The sequence below is a fragment of the Streptomyces sp. BV286 genome, from assembly GCF_019090165.1.
Taxonomy (GTDB): Bacteria; Actinomycetota; Actinomycetes; order Streptomycetales; family Streptomycetaceae; genus Streptomyces.
Genome location: NZ_JAHRIB010000114.1, coordinates 74329 through 93244 on the forward strand (window position 1 = coordinate 74329; position 18916 = coordinate 93244).

General features: G+C 71.8%; 19 protein-coding genes and 1 riboswitch. Of the genes, 7 read left to right on the forward strand and 12 right to left on the reverse strand.

The genetic code is table 11. The features are described from left to right. Positions 1–24: 24 nt before the first annotated feature. Positions 25–504 carry a bacterioferritin gene (bfr, locus tag KUF83_RS16240; RefSeq protein WP_217455401.1) on the reverse strand — a complete coding sequence of 160 codons (480 nt, stop codon included), beginning with the start codon at positions 502–504 and terminating at the stop codon, positions 25–27. A 185-nt stretch (positions 505–689) separates the two neighbouring features. Here bfr and KUF83_RS16245 point away from each other — a divergent pair, with 185 nt between their 5' ends. Beyond that, a complete protein-coding gene (locus KUF83_RS16245; protein WP_217455402.1) occupies positions 690–1322 on the forward strand; it encodes a sulfite oxidase-like oxidoreductase in 633 nt (210 codons plus the stop codon). A 15-nt stretch (positions 1323–1337) separates the two neighbouring features. Here the strand turns inward: KUF83_RS16245 and KUF83_RS16250 are convergent, their stop codons facing one another. The 6 genes from KUF83_RS16250 to thiO all read right to left on the reverse strand — a co-directional run bounded on the left by KUF83_RS16250 (position 1338) and on the right by thiO (position 7221). Then, a complete protein-coding gene (locus tag KUF83_RS16250) occupies positions 1338–1832 on the reverse strand; it encodes a DUF4396 domain-containing protein (protein WP_217455403.1) in 495 nt (164 codons plus the stop codon). Positions 1833–1953: 121 nt separating this feature from the next. Continuing rightward, positions 1954–2823: a deoxyribonuclease IV gene (locus KUF83_RS16255; protein WP_217455404.1), complete on the reverse strand. Its 870-nt coding sequence runs from the start codon at positions 2821–2823 to the stop codon at positions 1954–1956. Between the two features lie 72 nt (positions 2824–2895). Next, positions 2896–4824, reverse strand: coding sequence for a Stk1 family PASTA domain-containing Ser/Thr kinase (gene pknB / locus KUF83_RS16260; RefSeq protein WP_308403021.1), 1929 nt, complete (start codon positions 4822–4824; stop codon positions 2896–2898). Between the two features lie 142 nt (positions 4825–4966). Beyond that, positions 4967–5761 carry a thiazole synthase gene (locus KUF83_RS16265; protein WP_217455406.1) on the reverse strand — a complete coding sequence of 265 codons (795 nt, stop codon included), beginning with the start codon at positions 5759–5761 and terminating at the stop codon, positions 4967–4969. A 3-nt stretch (positions 5762–5764) separates the two neighbouring features. Continuing rightward, entirely contained in the window at positions 5765–5965 is a 201-nt protein-coding gene (gene thiS, locus KUF83_RS16270) for a sulfur carrier protein ThiS (RefSeq protein ID WP_217455427.1), read from the reverse strand. A 2-nt stretch (positions 5966–5967) separates the two neighbouring features. After that, positions 5968–7221 (reverse strand): glycine oxidase ThiO, encoded by a 1254-nt coding sequence (gene thiO / locus KUF83_RS16275; protein WP_254643919.1) that lies wholly within the window; start codon positions 7219–7221, stop codon positions 5968–5970. After that, positions 7219–7331: riboswitch (TPP riboswitch) on the reverse strand. It overlaps the preceding gene by 3 nt. Positions 7332–7383: 52 nt before the next feature. On the opposite strand from thiO, the gene KUF83_RS16280 reads away from it, so the two are divergent. The 6 genes from KUF83_RS16280 (at position 7384) to KUF83_RS16305 (ending at position 12464) form a co-directional block, all read left to right on the forward strand. After that, entirely contained in the window at positions 7384–7761 is a 378-nt protein-coding gene (locus tag KUF83_RS16280) for a hypothetical protein (protein ID WP_217455407.1), read from the forward strand. Between the two features lie 98 nt (positions 7762–7859). Further along, complete coding sequence (locus KUF83_RS16285) at positions 7860–9023, forward strand: NAD(P)/FAD-dependent oxidoreductase (RefSeq protein WP_254643939.1); 1164 nt, start codon at positions 7860–7862, stop codon at positions 9021–9023. A gap of 204 nt (positions 9024–9227) precedes the next feature. Then, entirely contained in the window at positions 9228–9599 is a 372-nt protein-coding gene (locus KUF83_RS16290; RefSeq protein WP_217455408.1) for an Rv2175c family DNA-binding protein, read from the forward strand. 76 nt (positions 9600–9675) lie between these two features. Further along, entirely contained in the window at positions 9676–10326 is a 651-nt protein-coding gene (gene thiE / locus KUF83_RS16295) for a thiamine phosphate synthase (protein WP_217455409.1), read from the forward strand. Positions 10327–10484: 158 nt separating this feature from the next. After that, the gene (gene metF / locus KUF83_RS16300) at positions 10485–11408 is read left to right on the forward strand and encodes a methylenetetrahydrofolate reductase [NAD(P)H] (RefSeq protein WP_217455410.1); all 924 of its coding nucleotides are present in this window, start codon (positions 10485–10487) and stop codon (positions 11406–11408) included. A gap of 57 nt (positions 11409–11465) precedes the next feature. Further along, complete coding sequence (locus KUF83_RS16305; RefSeq protein WP_217455411.1) at positions 11466–12464, forward strand: hypothetical protein; 999 nt, start codon at positions 11466–11468, stop codon at positions 12462–12464. Between the two features lie 66 nt (positions 12465–12530). Here the strand turns inward: KUF83_RS16305 and KUF83_RS16310 are convergent, their stop codons facing one another. The 5 genes from KUF83_RS16310 to KUF83_RS16330 form a co-directional block, all read right to left on the reverse strand. After that, complete coding sequence (locus tag KUF83_RS16310) at positions 12531–14045, reverse strand: NAD(P)/FAD-dependent oxidoreductase (RefSeq protein WP_217455412.1); 1515 nt, start codon at positions 14043–14045, stop codon at positions 12531–12533. Between the two features lie 97 nt (positions 14046–14142). After that, positions 14143–14754 carry a DUF4126 domain-containing protein gene (locus KUF83_RS16315; RefSeq protein ID WP_217455413.1) on the reverse strand — a complete coding sequence of 204 codons (612 nt, stop codon included), beginning with the start codon at positions 14752–14754 and terminating at the stop codon, positions 14143–14145. A gap of 370 nt (positions 14755–15124) precedes the next feature. Next, positions 15125–15766, reverse strand: coding sequence for a TetR/AcrR family transcriptional regulator (locus KUF83_RS16320; RefSeq protein ID WP_217455414.1), 642 nt, complete (start codon positions 15764–15766; stop codon positions 15125–15127). 11 nt (positions 15767–15777) lie between these two features. After that, positions 15778–17862 (reverse strand): YhgE/Pip domain-containing protein, encoded by a 2085-nt coding sequence (locus tag KUF83_RS16325; protein WP_217455415.1) that lies wholly within the window; start codon positions 17860–17862, stop codon positions 15778–15780. Next, entirely contained in the window at positions 17834–18769 is a 936-nt protein-coding gene (locus tag KUF83_RS16330; protein ID WP_308403022.1) for an ATP-binding cassette domain-containing protein, read from the reverse strand. The genes KUF83_RS16325 and KUF83_RS16330 overlap by 29 nt, the downstream gene beginning before the upstream one ends. Positions 18770–18916 lie beyond the last annotated feature (147 nt).

Sequence of the window (18916 nt, forward strand, 5' to 3'; positions counted from 1 at the left end):
CCGCCCGACTGGCTCTCCGGCCGCCTAGCTCTCGGGCTGCTCGATGAGCTGCGCGATGTAGAGCGCCTCGCCGAGCTTCTCCACCAGCTCCAGCTGGGTGTCCAGGTAGTCGATGTGGTGCTCCTCGTCCTCGAGGATCGACTCGAAGATGTTCGCGGACGTGATGTCGCCCTTCGCCCGCATCACCTCGATACCGCGCTTGAGGCGGTCGATCGCCTCGACCTCGACCTGCCGGTCCGCCTGGAACATCTCGGTGACCGTCTGCCCGACCCGGACGTGGAACAGCCGCTGGTAGTTCGGCAGGCCGTCGAGGAAGAGAATGCGGTCGGTGAGCACCTCCGCGTGCTTCATCTCGTCGATGGACTCGTGCCGCGTGTATTTCGCGAGCTTCGTCCAGCCGAAGTTCTCCTGCATCTTCGCGTGCAGGAAGTACTGGTTGATCGCGGTGAGCTCGGCGGTCAACTGCTCGTTGAGGAATTCGATGACCTCGGGGTCGCCCTGCATCGCAGAGGCTCCTTCCAACCGGGGGGAACTGGCAGGTTGTGCCGCATGATTGCACCGGCGGTCGAAGATCGTCCAGTAAGTGCATGCTTAGTTAGTAAGTACAGGCTTAGTCCAACTTGTCGGAGTTGCCCGAAGGGGTGCGGACCTGGTCATGTCCACCGTCCCTGGTCTGTCAGGATGGAGTCATGGGTCAGCCGGTGGATCGTGAATCTGGAGAAGCAGCGCAGTCGGAGCTTCCGCCGGGGCAGCGACTGCAGCGGGGCTGGCCGGTCACGCACTACGGACCCGTCCCCAAGTTCCGCCCGGAGCGCTGGGAGTTCAGGGTCTTCGGCGCCACCGCCGACAGCGAGAAGCACTGCTGGAACCACGAGGAGTTCACGGCCCTGCCGTACGCGACGGTCGTGGCCGATCTGCACTGCGTCACGAAGTTCAGCATGGTCGGGGCCGAGTGGGGCGGCATCCCGGCCCGGACGATCCTGGGCATCGCCCCGCCCGCCCCGGCCGTCACCCACGTCATGGTCTGGGCGGAGTACGGCTTCAGCTCGAATCTGCGCCTCGACGACTTCGCGTCCGAGCGCGCGATCTTCGCCACCCACAAGGACGGCGAGCTGCTCACCGCGGAGCACGGCTTTCCGCTGCGCCTGGTCGTGCCGCAGCTGTACGCCTGGAAGGGCCCCAAGTGGGTCCGCGGCGTGGAGTACATGACGGCCGACCGCCGCGGCTTCTGGGAGGAGCGCGGCTACCACAACGTCGGCGACCCCTGGCGCGAGCAGCGCTACTCGTACCAGGAGGAGCCCGGGGACGGCCCCGAGCTCTGACGCCTCCCGGGGTCGTCAGTGGTGGTACCGGTGCACCACCGCGTGGCCCTTGCCGCGGCCGATCATCCACTTGTTGACCGGCGTCGTGACCACGAACGCGGCGGCGAGGGCGATGGCCAGCACCCACCAGAACAGCGCGTCGCCGAGCCCCGCGTCCATCGCGCCCGGCCAGAACGCGATCACGCCGTTGTCGATCAGCTCCATCACGGCGATCGAGAGGGTGTCCGCGGCGAGCGCGACCCGGATCGCGGCCCTCAGTCCGACGCCCGCCTTCAGTACGCCGCGGAGCGTGAGCGCGTATCCGAAGAAGAAGGCCAGCGTGATCGCCAGTACCAGCGTCGGCACGTCGCCCCAGCCCAGCGCGGTGCCGATCACCATGCCGAGCACCTCGCCGATGGCGCACCCGGTGAGGCAGTGCAGGGTGGCCCGGACGGCCATGGACCAGCTCGCGCGAGCCGGTGCCTCATGCGGGGGACGGCCTTCGTGGTGCGTGTGTCCGTCGTGCTGCATCAGAGCCCCCAACGGTGGATGACGGTTCCTGTCCCAGCGGAACCATATACCCCCCAGGGGTATTCCGTCGGGAGCCTCGCGCGCTGTGGGTGCCGCGTGGTCCCCGGCCCTCCTGGGTCTGTCAGCCGTCCCGGAGCTTCTTCAGCCGCTCCACGTCCGCCGCGTGCCCCTCCTTGCCGCCGGGCGTCTCGATGATCAGCGGTACGCCCTCGGTGGCGGGATGGGTCATCAGCGCGCGGAACGGGTCCTCGCCGATGTGACCGGCGCCGATGTTCTCGTGGCGGTCTTTGTGGGCGCCGGCCACGTCCTTGGAGTCGTTGGCGTGGATCAGCTTCAGACGGCCCTCGCCGACCGTGTCCACCAGCAGGTCGAGGGTCTGGTGCATGCCCGCGGGCCCGGTGAGGTCGTGGCCCGCGGCGAAGATGTGGCACGTGTCCAGGCAGACGCCCAGCTTCGGATGGGCGTCGAGCGCCTCGAAATACGGCCCGAAGTCCCAGGTCCGGGAGCACAGCGAGGCACCCTGGCCGGCCGTCGACTCCAGCAGGAGGTACGGGTCGTCGTCATGGGTCAGCTCGTCGAGCAGCGGGAGCAGACGGTCGCGCACCTGCCTGAGCGCGACCGGACGCTCCCGGCCTCCCGTCGCCGAGCCCGTGTGCACGACGACGCCCAGCGCTCCGATCTCGCGGCCCCGGCGCAGCGAGTGCCGCAGCGACTCCACCGACTTCTCCACGGTCGCCTCGGTGTGCGAGCCGAAGTTGATCAGGTAGGGCGCGTGGACGTACGCGGGAACGGACCCGGCGGCACAGGCCGCGCGGAACTCCTCGTCCTGCAGCGGGTTTCCGGGCGGGGTCGCCCAGCCGCGCGGGTTGGCGACAAAGACCTGGACCGTCTCGGCGGCCAGGTCACGCGCGTACGAGAGGCCTACGGAGGCGAGGCCTCCGGCGACCGGGACATGGCTGCCGACGGGGTTGCGGGACTGCTGGATGCTCACCCCACAAGGGTGTCACGCGGTCCCCGGTGCCTCGTCGGCGGAGGCCCTCGGGAGGCCCCCGCCGGGCCTCGCTCAGCGGATCTCGATGGTGATCCTCGAGCCCTTCGGTGCCGTGTCGCCGCCGTCCGTCGACTGGCTCTTGACCGTGTCGCCGAAGAGGCCGAGCAGGCCGCGGTCCTCCTCGACCTCGAAGCCGGCCGCCTCCAGCTTCTGCTTCGCGTCGTCCACGCTGTCGCCCACGACGTCCGGGACCTCGATCATCGGCGGACCCTTGGACACCGTCAGGGTGACCGTGTCGCCCTGTGTCACCTGGCGGTCGGGTCCCGGGGACTGCTCGGCCACCTGACCGGCCTCGTGGTCGGAGGTGATGCGCCCGGAGGCGACCTCGACGGTCAGGCCCGCGTCCTCCAGCTCCTGCCTGGCGTCGTCCAGTTCGTCGCCGACCACGTCGGGCACGACCACCGGGCTGCCCTTGCTGACGACGATCGCGATCGCCGAACCGCCGCGGCGCTCGGTGCCCGCCCCCGGCTTCGTGCTGATCACGAAGCCCACGGGGACGTCGTCGTGGAAGGCCTTGGTGACCATGCCCGCCGCGAGCCCTTCCTTCTTCAGGCGCTCCTTGGCCTTGTCGAGCGCGTAGCCCTCCAGGTCCGGCACGCGCACCGTCTTCGGGCCCTTGGAGACCGTCAGCGTCACGGAGTCGTTGTCGCGGATGCGTTCGCCCGTCGCGGGATCGCTGCTGATGACCCTGCCGAGCTGGACCGTGTCGCTGTACGCGCCCTTGACGTCCTTCACATCGAGGCCCGCGTCCTGGATCTGCCGTGTGGCCTGTGCCTCGGTCTTGTCGAGCACCGCCGGGACCTCGGTGAACTGGCCGGAGTTGATGTACCAGACCCCCGCGCCGACCGCGAGGGTCAGCAGCACCGCGGCGATGATCGCGAGCATGCCCCGCCGGGGTACCGGGCCACGGCCGCGGCGCGGGGGCGCGGGGGCCGGGGACGGCAGGAAGCTGGTGCGGTTGAGCTCCGCGTCGTCGTCGTTCACCGGCAGGGGCCGCGGCACCGACAGCGAGCGCGGGATCACGCTCGTACGGTCCTCGGCGTCGGGGCGGTCCGTGCCCGCGACGGCCCCCGGCGGCACGGCGTCCAGCTGGTCGGCGCTCAGCGCGTTCCGTGCGTCCAGGGTCTGCGCGAGCAGCGCCACCGCGTCGTACGGGCGCACCTCGGGGTTGCGGGCGGTGGCCGACGTGACCAGCTCGTCGAGCTCGTAGGCCAGGCCGGGCACGGTCGCCGACGGCGGGGGCACGTCCTCGTGGAGGTGCTTGTAGAGCACCGTGGCGGGTGAGTCGCCGAGGTGGGGACGGTCGCCGGTCAGCATCTCGAAGAGGAGGATGCCGCACGCGTACACGTCGACCCGGGGATCGGCCGTGCCGTGTTCTATCTGCTCCGGTGCGAGATACGACACAGTGCCCATCACGGCGCCCGTGGTCTGGGTGACGGTGTTCACGGCCCGTACGAGACCGAAGTCCGCGACCTTCACCCGGCCGTCGTCCCCTATCAGGACGTTCTCCGGCTTCATGTCGCGGTGCACGAACCCGGCGCGGTGCGCGGCGCCGAGCGCGGCCAGCACCGGCTCCAGGATGTCCAGCGCGGCCCGCGGCTGGAGCGCCCCGCGCTCGCGCAGTACGTCGCGCAGGGTGCATCCGGCCACGTACTCCATCGCCAGATAGACGTACGCGCCGTCGGTCCCCTGGTCGAAGACCTGGACCACGTTCGGATGGGCGAGCCTCGCCACCGACTTGGCCTCGCGGATGAAGCGGTCGACGAACGTGACGTCGGCCGCCAGGTTCGGGTGCATCACCTTGAGCGCGAGCACCCGGTCCAGACGGGTGTCCACGGCCCGGTAGACCGTGGCCATCCCGCCGACCGCGATGCGTGCGTCGACGCGGTAGCGGCCGTCGAGCACATGCCCGAGGAGCGGGTCCTGAAGGGTCGTATCCACGCAGGTGAGTGTACGAGCCGCCACTGACGGCACCTCCCGCCCGGGCGAATCCGGGGCGGTACTGCAGCCGAGCTGTGACGGACGTCGCACGCCGAGCACGGCGGCACGGCGCACGGATTCGGACGGGTGTTCAGGCCAAAGGTCAGAAAGCGGGGCGTTCCGGATCCAGTCGCGCGATTCCGTCCACCGGCGACGAGGCATGCGCGAAGTGGCGGCGCGGAATGCGTCCCGCCCGGTACGCGAGCCGTCCGGCCTCCACCCCGTGCCGCATGGCCTCGGCCATGAGGACCGGCTCCTGGGCCCGCGTCACGGCCGAGGCGAGCATCACACCGGCGCAGCCCAGCTCCATCGCGAGAGCGGCGTCCGACGCCGTGCCCGCCCCCGCGTCCAGGATGACCGGCACGCGCGCGTGCTCCACGATCAGCTGGAAGTTGTGCGGGTTGCGGATCCCGAGCCCCGACCCGATGGGCGACCCCAGCGGCATGACCGCGGCGCAGCCCACGTCCTCCAGCTTCCGCGCGAGCACCGGGTCGTCGTTCGTGTACGGCAGGACCGTGAAGCCGTCGTCGACGAGGGTCTCGGCCGCGTCGAGCAGCTCGATCGGATCGGGCAGCAGCGTGCGCTCGTCCGCGATGACCTCCAGCTTGACCAGGTCCGTGCCGAGCGCCTCGCGCGCCAGACGGGCCGTGAGGACCGCCTCCCCGGCGGTGAAACAGCCCGCGGTGTTGGGCAGCACACGGATCCCGAGCCGGTCGAGCACGGACAGGACCGAGCCGTGCGCCCCGGGACTCACACGTCGCATCGCGACCGTCGTCAGTTCCGTGCCGGACGCGACGAGCGAACGCTCCAGGACGTCGAGGCTGGGGGCGCCTCCGGTGCCCATGATCAGACGGGACGTGAAGCGCGTACCGCCGAGGTCGAAGGGGTCGTCGGCCACAGGTCAGCCTCCTTGGACGGCGGTGAGTACTTCGACGCGGTCTCCCTCGCGCAGGAGGGTCCCCGACCACTGAGTGCGCGGTACGACGGTCTCGTTGAGCGCGGCGGCGATGCCGGAGGGGGCCGCGCAGAGAGCGGCGACGAGGGCGTCGAGGGCGGTGTCCGCGGCGAGCTGCCGCCGCTCCCCGTTGACGAAGACGGTCATGCTCATACGGGTTGCTCCGTGAGTGCGGCGGTGTCGAACCGCCTGGGCGTGAACGGGCGGGCCTCGTCCGGCAGTTCACCCGTGGTCAGGGCGTGCGCCATGACGTCCCCGGTGACGGGCGTGAGCAGCACGCCGTTGCGGTGGTGCCCGGTCGCCAGGAGCAGCCCGGGCAGCTCGGTCGGGCCGAGCAGGGGCGCGTTGTCGGGCGAGCCAGGGCGCAGTCCGGCCCGTGTCTCGGTGAGCGGCAGCTCGGTGATGCCGGGCACCAGTTCGTGGGCGTCCCGCAGCAGCTCGTACACGCCGCCCGCGGTCACCGTGGTGTCCCAGCCCAGCTCCTCGCTGGTCGCGCCGACGACCAGTTCGCCGCTCTCGCGCGGCACCAGATAGACGTGGCTGCCGCGGACCACGGCGCGCACGGTCCGGCTCAGGAAGGGCGCGGACCGCTTCGGCACGGTCAGCCGCAGCACCTGCCCCTTCACCGGACGCACCGGCGGCAGCACGTCCTCGGGCACGCCCGCCAGGCGTCCGCTGAGGCTGCCCGCGGCGAGGACGACCTGCCCCGCCCTCAGCTCGGTGCCGTCCGTCGTGACGACCCCGGCCGCCCGGTCCCGTACGACGACCAGCCGCTCGGCCCACGTCCGGTGGAAGGTCACCCGGGCCCTCTCGCAGGCCGTGACCAGGGCCCCCGCGAGCCGCCGCGGGTCGATCTGGTGGTCGCCGTCCACCCGCAGTCCGCCACGCACACCCGGCGCGAGCATCGGCTCCAGGCGCCGGCACTCGCGGCCGCTCAGCCACTCCGACTCCAGGCCCGACCGCTGCTGCAGGGCGTGCAGTTCCCGCAGGTGGGCGCGGTCGTCGGCGTCGAGCGCGACGGCCAGCGTGCCGCACCGCCGGTAGCCGAGGTCCTCGCCGGTCGCCCCGGTCGCCCCGGTCGCCCCGGTCGCCCCGGTCAGCTCGGCCACGAAGTCCGGATAGCGCCGTGCGGAGGCCAGGTTGAGGCCGAGCAGGGTCTGCTCGCCGTAGTGCAGCTCGGTGACGGCGGCCAGCATCCCGGCCGCGACCTGCGCGGCGCCGCCACCCGGTTCGGGATCCACGAGGGCGGTGGTCAGCCCGCGCTGCGCGGCCCGCCAGGCCGTGACCAGTCCGATGATCCCGCCCCCGACGACCAGGACGTCGGGCGTGCCCGACGACGCCCCCGGCGGGCGGGCTCCTTGCGGTGGTGACTTCGGTGAAGGTGCTTGCGGTGTACGCGACATGGGCGTCCAGCCCCTCCCTTCGCCGGCATGACCCGGATCAGGTTCGTACGGTCGGAGGCCGCCCAGCCTCCCTCTCAGCCCGGTGCGTCCGGGCTCCCGCGAGTGCTTTACGTTGGCCACCCTAGCCCTTCGTCCCGCACCTCAGTAAGGGAGCCTCACGGCATGGCCCGCTCGCTCGACGGACTCGTTCTCGCCCCGGTGGCCGACCAGGCGCCGGGCCAGGTGGGGACCCGCACACGGTTCGTGTACCACGAGGAGGACGGCGTGATCCGGGCCGATTACGCGGGCGGCGACGTCGTGCGCGGCCACCTCGTGGGCACGCGCGAGGGCGACCGACTCGACTTCAGGTACGTGCAGTTGAAGGCGGACGGGACCACCTCCTCGGGGCACTGCGTGTCCCGGGTCACCGAGACCCCCGACGGGCGGGTGCGGCTGGAGGAGACCTGGGAGTGGGAGTCCCAGGAGGGCAGCGGGACAAGTGTGGTCGAAGAGGTCACCGACAGCCGGCCCTGTGCAACAGCTCACGGATCACGCCCCTGACCGACGATTTCACCAGTGTCTATGGTGATCGTGTGACTGAGCTGACGCAGGGACGGAGCCCGGCGGCGCGACGGAGCGTCGTGATCGTCGGTGCGGGCATGGCCGGGGTGCAGACGGCGGTGGCCCTGCGGGAACAGGGCTTCACCGGCAGCGTGGTTCTGATCGGCGCGGAACCCCACCAGCCGTACGACCGCCCGCCGCTGTCCAAGGCCGTTCTGCTCGGCAAGGCCGAGGGTTCCGCCTTCGACGTCGACTTCGAGGCCCTCGACGTGGAACTGCGCCTGGGACTCGAAGTGACCGGCGTGAGCCCGGACCGGCGCGAACTCCACACGGCGAACGGACCCGTCCCCTACGACGTGCTGGTCGCCGCCACGGGCGCGGAACCCATCCGGCTGCCGGGCGCCGAGGGCGTACCCGGAGTCCATCTGCTGCGCACGCTGGACGACGCCGAGCGGCTGCGCCCCGTCCTCGCCCGTCAGCACGACATCGTGGTGGTGGGCGCCGGGTGGATCGGCGCGGAGTTCGCCACGGCGGCGCGTGAGGCGGGGTGTTCGGTGACCGTCGTCGAGGCCGCCGACCGGCCCCTCGTCGGCGCGCTGCCGGCCGAGGTGGCCGCCCCCATGGCCACCTGGTACGCGGACAGCGGGGCGTCGCTGCGCACCCACGCGCGCGTGGAGCGCGTCGAGCCCGGCGCGGTGGTGCTGGACGACGGCTCGCGGCTGCCCGCGGGGGCCGTCGTCGTCGGTATCGGGGCGCGGCCCGCGACGGCCTGGCTGGCCGGCTCGGGGATCGAGCTCGGCGCCCACCGGGAGATCGTCGCGGACGACCACCTGCGCACCTCCGTTCCGGACGTGTACGCGGTCGGCGACTGCGCCTCGTTCCCGTCGGGCCGCTACGGCGAGCGCCTGCTGGTCCACCACTGGGACAACGCGCTCCAGGGCCCGCGCACGGTCGCGGCGAACATCGTCGGTGAGACGCCCGTCGTGTACGACCCCGTGCCGTACTTCTGGTCCGAGCAGTTCGGCCGCTTCGTCCAGTACGCGGGGCACCACGGGTCCGCGGACACCCTGGTCCGGCGGGGCGACCCGGCGGGACCGTCCTGGTCGGTGTGCTGGCTCCGGGAGAACCGCCTGGTCGCGGTCCTGGCGGTGGGCAGGCCACGGGACCTGGCGCAGGGGCGGCGGCTGATCGAGTCGGGCACCCGAATGGACCCGGCCCTGCTGTCGGACCCGTCGCGCCCCCTGAAGACGGCGACGGTCTGACACGACGGCGGTCCGACGCGACGAGGGAGCACGTCGACGACGGCGTGCCGCCCGCCGGCCCGGGCCGCGGTCCTCGCCCGCCGGAGCGGCCGTCGCCGTGTCCGGCCCGGCGGCGCCGGACGGCCGCGGGGGAGCGCACGGACGACGGCCGGGGGAGGGACTCGGCAGTGCACCCCCGGCCGGGGTCGTGGCAGGCTTGTCCTCGTGACCGAGATTGACGCAAAGATCGATGCTCTCGTCCCCGCCTGGCTCACTCTCCCCGACATCGCCGAACAGCTCGGCGTCGAGGTGACGCGCGTCCGGCAGCTGGTCAAGGACGGCCAGCTCATCGCCGTACGCCGTGGTGAGAACCGCGCGCTGCACGTCCCCGCCGCCTTCATCGACGGGAACGAGCAGAAGGTCGTCAAGGGCCTGTCGGGCACCCTGACGCTCCTGAGGGACGACGGCTTCTCCGACGAAGAGATGCTCGAGTGGCTCTTCACGCCCGACGAGAGCCTGCCCGGCACCCCCGCGCAGGCTCTGAGCGAGAATCGCGGCACGGAGGTGAAGCGTCGCGCCCAGGCGCTCGCCGTCTGACCGCATCACGCCGTTCGGCGTACGGGCCGCGATCCCGCGGCCCGTACGCCACCGACTCGACCCGGGGGACCCTGGCATGCCCGAATCCACCGCACGCGCACAGCTCGCCGACGCCCGGGTCTACCTCTGCACGGACGCCCGCAGGCGCCAGGGCGACCTCGCCGGTTTCCTGGACGCGGTCCTCGCGAACGGCGTGGACATCGTGCAGCTGCGCGACAAGGGCATGGAGGCGGCCGAGGAGCTCGAACACCTGGCCGTCCTCGCGGACGCCTGCCGCAGGCACGGCACGCTGCTCGCGGTCAACGACCGGGCCGACGTCGCCCACGCCATCGGGGCCGACGTCCTGCACCTCGGCCAGGGAGACCTCCCCGTGCCCGCGGCCCGGGCGATCCTCGGCGACGACGTCCTGATCGGCCGGTCCACGCACTCCGGGCCGGAGGCCGCGGCAGCCGCCGTCCAAGACGGCGTGGACTACTTCTGCACGGGGCCCTGCTGGCCGACCCCCACCAAGCCGGGGCGCCACGCACCGGGCCTCGACCTGGTCCGGGCCACGGCCGCGCTCGCCACGGACCGCCCCTGGTTCGCCATCGGCGGCATCGACCTCGGCAACCTCGACGAGGTGCTCGAAGCGGGCGCCCGCCGTGTCGTCGTCGTACGGGCGATCACCGACGCGGACGATCCCGGCGCCGCGGCGGCCGAGTTCGCGAAGCGGCTGCGGGCGGGGTGAGCCGGAGTCCTGAGGCTGCCGGAGGCCGGTGGGTGAGAGGGGCCGGGCTGGAGGTTCGCTCGACTCCTGGTGTCCGAGGGGTGGACAACAAGTCGACAAACCGGGCAAATTCTCCACATCCGGTTGGGGGACCGCCTCCCCCTGACTAACCTGCCGGTATGGCCCTCGGATCTGCTTCCACCAGGACTGACCGCGCACGCACCGTGCGCGACATGCTCGCGACCGGCAAGACGACGTATTCGTTCGAGTTCTGGGCACCGAAGACCGAAAAGGGCGAGCGGAACCTGTGGAACGCGCTGCGCAGGGTCGAGGCGGTCGCTCCCAGCTTCGTCTCCGTGACGTACGGCGCGGGCGGCACGACGCGCGCCGGCACGGTCAAGGCGACGGAGCAGATCGTCGCCGACACGACGCTCACTCCGGTCGCCCACCTCACGGCCGTCAACCACTCCATCGCGGAACTGCGCAACATCATCGGCCAGTACGCGGACGCCGGGATCCGGAACATGCTCGCCGTACGGGGCGACCCGCCCGGCGACCCCATGGCCGACTGGGTGGCGCACCCCCGGGGCCTCACCTACGCGGCCGAGCTCGTCCGGCTCATCAAGGAGGCCGGCGACTTCTGTGTGGGCGTCGCGGCCTTCCCGGAGATGCATCCGCGGTCCGGGGACTGGGACACGGACGTCGCGCACTTCGTCGACAAGTGCAGGGCCGGCGCCGACTACGCGATCACACAGATGTTCTTCCAGCCGGAGGCGTACCTGCGCCTGCGTGACCGGGTCGACGCGGCGGGCTGTGTGACGCCGGTCATCCCCGAGGTCATGCCGGTGACCAGCGTGAAGATGCTGGAACGGCTGCCGCAGCTCAGCAACGCCTCCTTCCCGGACGCCCTGAAGGAGCGGATCCTCACAGCCAAGGACGATCCGGCGGCTGTACGCTCCATTGGCATCGAGTTCGCCACGGAGTTCTGCGCGAGGCTGCTGGCCGAGGGAGTCCCCGGACTGCATTTCATTACGCTGAACAACTCCACCGCGACGCTGGAAATCTACGAGAACCTGGGCCTGCATCACCCGCAGCAGGCCTAGACCGGTCGCATCGTCGTACGACACACTGCGTAGCGGCCACCTGGGAGAGGGGCGTACATGGGCTGGACGGTCCTCTATATCGCGTTCGGCATCGTCGCACTGTGGCTGCTCGGCGAGGTGCTGCTGCAGTACAAGGCGCGGTTGCGCTGGCGGCTGCTGGCCTTCGCCGGCTTCCTCGGCGTGGTCATCGGTGTCCTGATCCCGTCCGTGGTGGTCATCGGCCTGGGCGCGGCAGCCTTCGCCGTCGGGCAGACGTACGTCACGTTGTCGTTCCGCAGCGGATTCGCCTCCGGCTGGGCCGTCGCCGGACGCCCGGGTGTCAACAAGCGCCGCCGCGGCGAACCCGACCGCAAGGACCCGTCACTGGAAGTCACCGACCTCCAGGCCACGGACAGCGGAACGTATCCTCAGCGGGACTTCGGCCAGGACCAGAGCTTCGGCCGGGACGACGCCTTCGGGCACGAGGACTCGGTCTTCGGCCGGCGCCCCGAGCCCGCCGCCGACGCCACCGCCGTCTACGAACCGCAGCCGCTGCCCGACGACACCGGCCAGTACGGCGTGTACAGCGACGCCGCCTACGCCGCCGCCACCGACGCGGCGTACGCCGCCTCCGCCCAGGCGCAGGCCCAAGGTCAGGGTCAGGAGCAGGGGCAGGCCCAGGACCAGTTCGCGCAGAACTACGGGTACGACGGTTACTCCGGCTACGACCAGCAGCAGCAGTACGGCTACGACACCTCGCAGCAGCAGTACGCCGCCTACTCCGACCCGTACGTCGGCACACAGTCCTACGACGCCGGCTCGTACGGCCAGTCCTACGACACCTCGCAGCAGCAGTACGGGCAGCAGCAGGAGCAGTACGCCGCGGGCGCCTACGGCGGCGAGACCCCGCCCGGCGGCCTCTGGATGCCGCAGCAGCGCAGCACCGAGGACCCGTACGGGGGCGAGCTCCCGCCGGAGCAGTCCTATCCCTACGAGGGCAACGGACAGCAGGGCGGCAACGGCAACGGCAACGGGCAGCAGAGCGGCGGGTACGACGAGCAGCAGTACCGGTTCTGAACCCGGGTCCGGGCTCCCGTACCGACCGCCCGGGTCCCTCTCACCGCGGCGCCCGCCCCTCGCGTGTCACTGCGAACCCCTGAAGTCCGGCCCCTCCACGATCAGCCCGGCGACCAGCGCCCCCGACATGCCGGCGTGCGGAAGTCCGCCGCCCGGGTGAGCCCAGCCACCGACCGCGAACAGCCCGGGTACACGGGTGCTGTTCGGGGGCCGCAACAGGGCGCCGCCCTCGCCGGCGAGCGCGGGAGCGGGCACGCCGCCGCCCTCGGCTCCGGTCTCCCGCTCCGTGTCCAGCGGCGTCCGCACCTCGCGCCACAGCATGCGCTCGCGCAGGTCCGGCACCGCCCGCTCCGCGGCGGCGACCATCCGGTCGGCGAAGGCGTCGGCGGCACCGGCCGCAGCCCAGTCGTAGCGCGCGAGGGACGGCACGGTGGCCGTGAGGACCACGGACTCGTGGGCGTCGTCGGGGCGCAGCAGCGGGTCGTCAGGACGGTCCACCCACACGGTGGGCCGCGGCGGCACCACGCCCGTCCCGAAGGTGTGGCCCAGCTCCCCGGCCCGGTCCGTGGTGTGCACGACCGTGCGGTGCACCGCGCCCGCCTCGCGCGGACCGCGCAACGCGAGGCAGACCACGGCCCTGCCGCAGGACAGCGCCCCGGGACGCCGCTCGGGCGCCTCGCCCGCGTACAGATCGCCGCGACCCGTCAGGCGCTCCAGCAGCTCCGGCGGCCCGCCCACCACGAAGTCCGCCTCGGCGACGGTCCCGTCACGCAGCTCCACACCGGTCGCCCGGCCGTCCTTCTCCGTGACGGAGACGACCTCGGACCCGAAGGCGAACTCCACCCTGCGGGCCACACACCGCTCGTACACGGCCCGTGCCAACTCCCGCATGCCGCCCCGGACATACCAGGCACCGAAGGCGTGCTCCATGTACGGCAGGACGGCCGCGCTCGCCGGGGCCGTGCCCGGGTCGAGGCCGTACGCCAGGGCGTGGCTCTCCAGAAGAGCGGTGAGGCGCGCATCGCCCAGCTCCCAGGCGCCGACCTCCGACAGCCGGCGGGCCGTACGCGTGCGCAGGAGCCGGCGCCGACGCAGCGCCGGGTAGGGCTCGCGCTCGCCCAGCACCTGCCAGTCGGGCCACAGCGGCTCCTCCAGGAGAGGCCGCCGCGTCCGGTCCCAGGCCTCGCGCGCCCGGACCAGGAAGTCGCTCCAGCGCTCGCCCGCTCCCGCTCCCAGGGCCTCGTCCAGGGCCGAGACGACCCCCGCGCGCGAGGCGTTGGGCAGGGTGACCGCCGTGCCGTCGGCGAAGACGTGCCGTGCCGCCGGGTCGACCTGGACGAGGTCGACGCAGGCCTCCAGGGGCTCCTTGCCCGTCTTGACGAACAGGTCGCGGTAGACCGCTGGGACCGGGAGCAGCCCGGGGCCTGTGTCGAAGGCGAAGCCGTCGCGCTCGAAGCGGCCCACCGCGCCGCCGTACGTATCCGTCCGCTCGTACACCGCCACCCGGTGGCCCGCGACGGCCAGCCGGGCAGCGGCCGCCATCGCGCCCATCCCGGCGCCGATCACCGCAATCCGTGCCATGCCAGGGACTTTATCGGCCGCCACCGACAACCGGCCCGCAGCCCCGGACGGCCGAAGGACCACCCGTGGAAGGCGCCGGGGCGGCCCGTCCGCGGGGTCAGCCGGGCGGGACCGTCCGCCGCGCGAGCTGTCTCTCCTCGCGGCGCCGGGCCCTGCGGCGCAGGAACCGTCTGATCCGCGAGAGCAGGAAGAAGAGCACCAGCAGACCGGACAGCAGCAGGACACCCGCGATGATCGCCGCGGCCTCCGGATGGAACATCGCGAAGGTGATGATCCCGGCGACCCCGAGATCCTCGGCGGTGCTCAGCACGACATTGCTGAACGGCTCGGGCGAGGTGTTGACCGCCATCCGCGTCCCGGCCTTGACGACGTGGCTGGCCAGGGCCGACGAGCCGCCGATCGCCCCCGCCGCCAGCTCGGACAGCGAGCCGCTCTGGCCGGCGAGCAGCGCCGCCACGACGGCCCCCGACACCGGCCGGATCACCGTGTGCACGGAGTCCCACACCGAGTCCACGTACGGGACCTTGTCGGCGACGGCCTCGCAGACGAACAGGAGGCCCGCCACGACGAGGACCTCGGGGCGCTGCAGCGATTCGGGCACCTCGTCACTCAGCCCGGTCGCGCCGAAGAGGCCGAGGAGCAGCACCACCGCGTACGCGTTGACACCGCTGGCCCAGCCGCTGGTGAAGACCAGAGGGAGTACGGACACGGGGGCGATCGTAACCAGTCGGCAACGACCTGTCCTGGGCCTGAGTGCGCAGGGCTGAGTATCCGTACCTAGAGGGTGAGTTGAGTACGCGCGCGGATGGGTGCCGACCTGCGCGAACGGGAGAGTGGAGGCACGGAAAGGGGCGCGGCTCCGGTACCGCCGACACGGGGCGGCGGAACGGCGCAGCGCCCTCGACCGCTCCTTCCGCCGAGAACTCGGCGGGAGCGAGGCACGGGGGGACCCGGGGGAGCTCGAACGGGGGACCGACGGGGGAAGCACGGGGGAGCAAGGAAGGGGCGCCGGTCCGGCGTGGCCCGCGGGGGACGCGGCCACGCCGGACCGGCGCCTCGTTCGTGTGCGCCCGCCCGTGTCACTTGGGCGCGAGCCCGCTGCCGCCGACCCTTCCCTGGAGCAGCAGGGACAGCGCCGCGTGGACGTCGTCCAGGGAACGCTCCGGCTGGAAGGCCTGCCAGTCCAGGGCCGCCACCAGCACCATCCCGACCAGTGCCGACGCCGTCAGCGGGGTGTCGATCTCGTCGCTCAGCTCACCGCCGGCGATCCCGTCGCGCAGGACGTCCTCGACGACGGCGACGGCCTGCTGACGAACCACCATCAGCGTGGACTGCCATGCCCTGTTGGTGCGCCACAGCTCCGCCACGTACAGCTGGGTGAAGGCCGGATAGCGGCCGATGAAGACGAGGCCCGCCCGGATCATCGCGTCCAGCGCGTCGACCCTGCTGCCACCGTCCTGGTCGGTCTTCTCCACCGCCTCCTTCAGGGACGCGGTGAGGAGTCCCACCCCGTGCCGGAGCAGCTCTTCGAAGAGGACGGACTTGCTCGCGAAGTTGTAGTAGACCGTGCCCTTCGCCACTCCGGCACGCTCGGCGATCTCGTCCACGGTGGTGGCCGAGAAGCCCTGCTCGGCGATGAGGGTCACCGCCGCCTCGTAGAGCTTCTGCCGGGTCGCCTGTCTCCGGCCGCCGCCGCTGTCCACCGTCCTGCTGCTTTCCATGGCCCTGATTGTCACAGGCTCAGCTCCGGGTGCAGTCGGTCGAGGGTCCACACCTGCCGCCGGCGCGCGGACACCGCGGTGAGCGCGAGGGCGCCCAGCGTGAAGGCGGCGAGCACGGCGCACGCCTGCCAGACGGGCCCCAGTCCGCCGCCCGTGATGAGCCTGCGCAGGGCGTCGACGACGTAACTCATCGGCATGAAGGGGTGGATCGCGTTGAAGAAGCCCGGACTGGTCTGCACGGGATACGTGCCCCCGGCCGACGTCAGCTGCAGCATCAGGAACGCCAGGACGAGGATCCGGCCGGCCGCTCCGAAGCGTGCGTTGAGCCACTGCACGATCGCCGCGAAGCAGGCCGTCACCAGGAACAGGAAGCCCACCGTCCCGGCCGCCCGCACCGGTTCCAGGCCGACGGCCCAGTGCAGTACGGACATCAGCGCGACCGTCTGGAGCACTCCCAGGGCGGCCACCGGCAGCCAGCCCGCCAGCGCGATGCGCCAGGCCGAGGCGCCCGCGGCGAGCGCGCGCCGGTTGAGCGGCGGGATCAGCATGTACGCCACCATCGCCCCCACCCACAGGGACAGCGGAATGAAGTACGGGGCGAAACCGGTGCCGTAGTTGGGCGCCTTGTGCAGGTCCTTCGAAGCGAGCCGCACGGGGTCGGCCATGACCTCGGTGCGCTGTTCGCGGTCCTTCTTGTCGTAGTCCGGGATCTGGCCGGCGCCGTCGTGCAGTCCGCCGGCGAGCTTCCCCGAACCGTCCACGAGCTTGTACATGCCCCCTTCGAGGTCGTCCGCGCCCGTCCCGAGCCTGCCGACCCCGCTGTCGAGGTCGTCCGCGCCCTTCTTGGCCGTGCCGAGCCCCGTGTGCAGCGTCTTCGCCCCCTTGGCGACCTTCCCGGCCCCCTTGTCGAGCGCGTTGATCTTGGAGACGGCCGTGGCGAGGTCCTCGGACAGGTGCGGCGAGCGGTCGGCCAGCGCCCGGGCCTGCTTCTCCAGGGTGGCCAGATGCTTGTCGAGCGACTCCAGGTCGGCGTCCTGGCCGGTCACCAGCGTGTTGACGTCGTCGGCCACCTTCGCCACGTCCGCGGCCGCGTCCTTGGCCTTCTTCAGGTCGGGGCAGGCGGCGTCGGGCAGGGGCAGGTCCTCGCAGCGCGCCTTGTAGACGCCGTTCAGGGTGTCGGACGCGGTGTGGGCGCTCTTGGCGGCGGTCGGGGCCGTCTTGACCAGCGTGTCGAGGTTGCGGCGGATCGCGGAGGCGGAGTCCGCGACGAGCAGAGCGGTGTCGCCGATCTCCTTCTCGTTGCCCTTCAGGAAGGGCCCCACCTTGTCCGCGACGCCGTTGACCTTGTCCGCGAGGGCCCGCGTCCCCTCGGAGACCTGCCGCGAGCCGTCCTCGAGGTCACCCGCGCCCGTGTTGAGCTTCTTCAGCCCGGCGGAGAGCTTGCCGCTGCCCTCCTCGGCGTCCTTGAGCCCGTCAGCGAGGTCCTTGGAGCCCTTCTTGGCCTTGCCGATACCGCCCTTGAGGCTGTCGGCCCCCTTGGCGGCCTTCTCGGTCTTCCCGTGGATGTCGGAGAACGAGACGAAGATCCGGTCGAGGAACGACCGGGACGCCTTGGTCGAGGCGGCCGTGCGCACCTCGGCGAACACCGTCCGCGAGATCTGCCCGACGATGTAGTTGTTCGCGTCGTTCGTACGCACCTGGAGGGCGCCCGTCTCCGGCGAGTCGCCGGAGCTGGAAGCGATCCGCCCGCTGAAGTCGGACGGCATGGTCAGCGACAGGTAGTACCTGCCGTCCTCCACGCCCGAGCGGGCCTCGGCGGCGCTCACCTCGTGCCACTCGAACGTCTCGCTCTTCCGCAGCCCCTTGGTGATCTCGTCACCCATCACGATCTTCTTGTGACCGGCGGTGGCTCCCTTGTCGTCGTTCACCAGCGCCACGGGGATGCGGTCGAGACGGCCGTACGGATCCCAGAACGACCACAGGTAGAGCGCGCCGTACAGCAGAGGCAGCAGCAGGAGAGCGACCAGCGCCGCGCGCGGCAGCCTGCCCCTGCCGAATCGCCTGAGCTCAAGCGCGGCCAGCTTCGGCGAGCGCATCCACCGTCTCCTTGTCCTGGTCGGCCTGGTCGGCCTGGTCGGCCTGGGTGTCCTGATGGTCCTGCGCGTGGGGCTCGGTCGGCTCGTCCGGTGTGGGCGGCTCGGCCCGTCCGGCCGGTTCGTCCTGCGTGTGCGGCTCGTCCTGTCCGGGCTCCTGCTGCGTCCGGCCCGGCTGTCGCTCCGGGCGGGCGGGCCTGTCGGCGGGTCCGGTGGGCACCACGAGCGCGTCCTCGGGTGCCTCGCTGCACACGACCACGACCGTCGTCCCGGCCTCGGTCAGTGAGCGCAACAGGGCCCAGACCTCGGCCCGTTCGGCCCCCGAGAGCTTCAGGTCGGTGTCGTCGACCCCGAGCAGCCGGGGCCGGCCGATCAGGGCCAGGGCCACGGAGAGGCGCAGCGCCTCCAGGCGTTCCAGGTCCCGTACGGCGGTCCTGGATCCCTTGGGCAGCGCCTCCCGGTCGAGCCCGGCGGCGGCCAGAGCGCTGTCGATCCGCAGCCGCGCCTGCGTCAACCGCTCCTGGCGGGGCAGCAGCAGTCCACGCACGGAGCCGCCGAACCGCCGCTCGAGCAGTGCCCGTTCCCGAAGGTGCTCGGCGACGGACAGGGCGGGCTCCAGGTCGGTGACGCCGGGCACATGGGCCAGCGCGCTGAACCGGCGGACCGCCGCCATCTGCTTCGGCAACTCGCACTGCCCCACCCTCGCGAGGCCCTCGGTGGGCTTCATCCGCCCGGTGAGGGCGAGCAGCAGGCACGTGCGGCCCGAGCCGGACGGCCCCTCGATCGCGATCAGCGAGCCGGGCTCCGCGTCGATACCGATACCGCGGAACGCCCAGCCGCGGGGCCCCTTGAGCCCGAAGTCCTCGGCCGTGACGCCGAGTCCGTGCGGACCGTCCACAACTTCCCCCACCCTCCGGGTTCTTGAGCCGAACCGTTTTTGAACTGACTGGTCAGTGCAAAAACTATACCGAACCTGTGATCGAGGCAAAGGTGCAGGTCAGAACGGATTGTCAGTGGCATACCGCACGATGGGCACATACGGCATCCCGTATCGGGC

What these genes read in the sequence shown, in the direction of transcription:
- bfr (WP_217455401.1), bottom strand. Translation starts at nt 504, where the DNA reads ATGCAGGGCGACCCCGAGGTCATCGAATTCCTCAACGAGCAGTTGACC.
- KUF83_RS16245 (WP_217455402.1), top strand. Translation starts at nt 690, where the DNA reads ATGGGTCAGCCGGTGGATCGTGAATCTGGAGAAGCAGCGCAGTCGGAG.
- KUF83_RS16250 (WP_217455403.1), bottom strand. Translation starts at nt 1,832, where the DNA reads ATGCAGCACGACGGACACACGCACCACGAAGGCCGTCCCCCGCATGAG.
- thiS (WP_217455427.1), bottom strand. Translation starts at nt 5,965, where the DNA reads ATGACCGTCTTCGTCAACGGGGAGCGGCGGCAGCTCGCCGCGGACACC.
- thiO (WP_254643919.1), bottom strand. Translation starts at nt 7,221, where the DNA reads ATGTCGCGTACACCGCAAGCACCTTCACCGAAGTCACCACCGCAAGGA.
- KUF83_RS16280 (WP_217455407.1), top strand. Translation starts at nt 7,384, where the DNA reads ATGGCCCGCTCGCTCGACGGACTCGTTCTCGCCCCGGTGGCCGACCAG.
- KUF83_RS16285 (WP_254643939.1), top strand. Translation starts at nt 7,860, where the DNA reads ATGGCCGGGGTGCAGACGGCGGTGGCCCTGCGGGAACAGGGCTTCACC.
- thiE (WP_217455409.1), top strand. Translation starts at nt 9,676, where the DNA reads ATGCCCGAATCCACCGCACGCGCACAGCTCGCCGACGCCCGGGTCTAC.
- metF (WP_217455410.1), top strand. Translation starts at nt 10,485, where the DNA reads ATGGCCCTCGGATCTGCTTCCACCAGGACTGACCGCGCACGCACCGTG.
- KUF83_RS16305 (WP_217455411.1), top strand. Translation starts at nt 11,466, where the DNA reads ATGGGCTGGACGGTCCTCTATATCGCGTTCGGCATCGTCGCACTGTGG.
- KUF83_RS16310 (WP_217455412.1), bottom strand. Translation starts at nt 14,045, where the DNA reads ATGGCACGGATTGCGGTGATCGGCGCCGGGATGGGCGCGATGGCGGCC.
- KUF83_RS16320 (WP_217455414.1), bottom strand. Translation starts at nt 15,766, where the DNA reads ATGGAAAGCAGCAGGACGGTGGACAGCGGCGGCGGCCGGAGACAGGCG.
- KUF83_RS16325 (WP_217455415.1), bottom strand. Translation starts at nt 17,862, where the DNA reads ATGCGCTCGCCGAAGCTGGCCGCGCTTGAGCTCAGGCGATTCGGCAGG.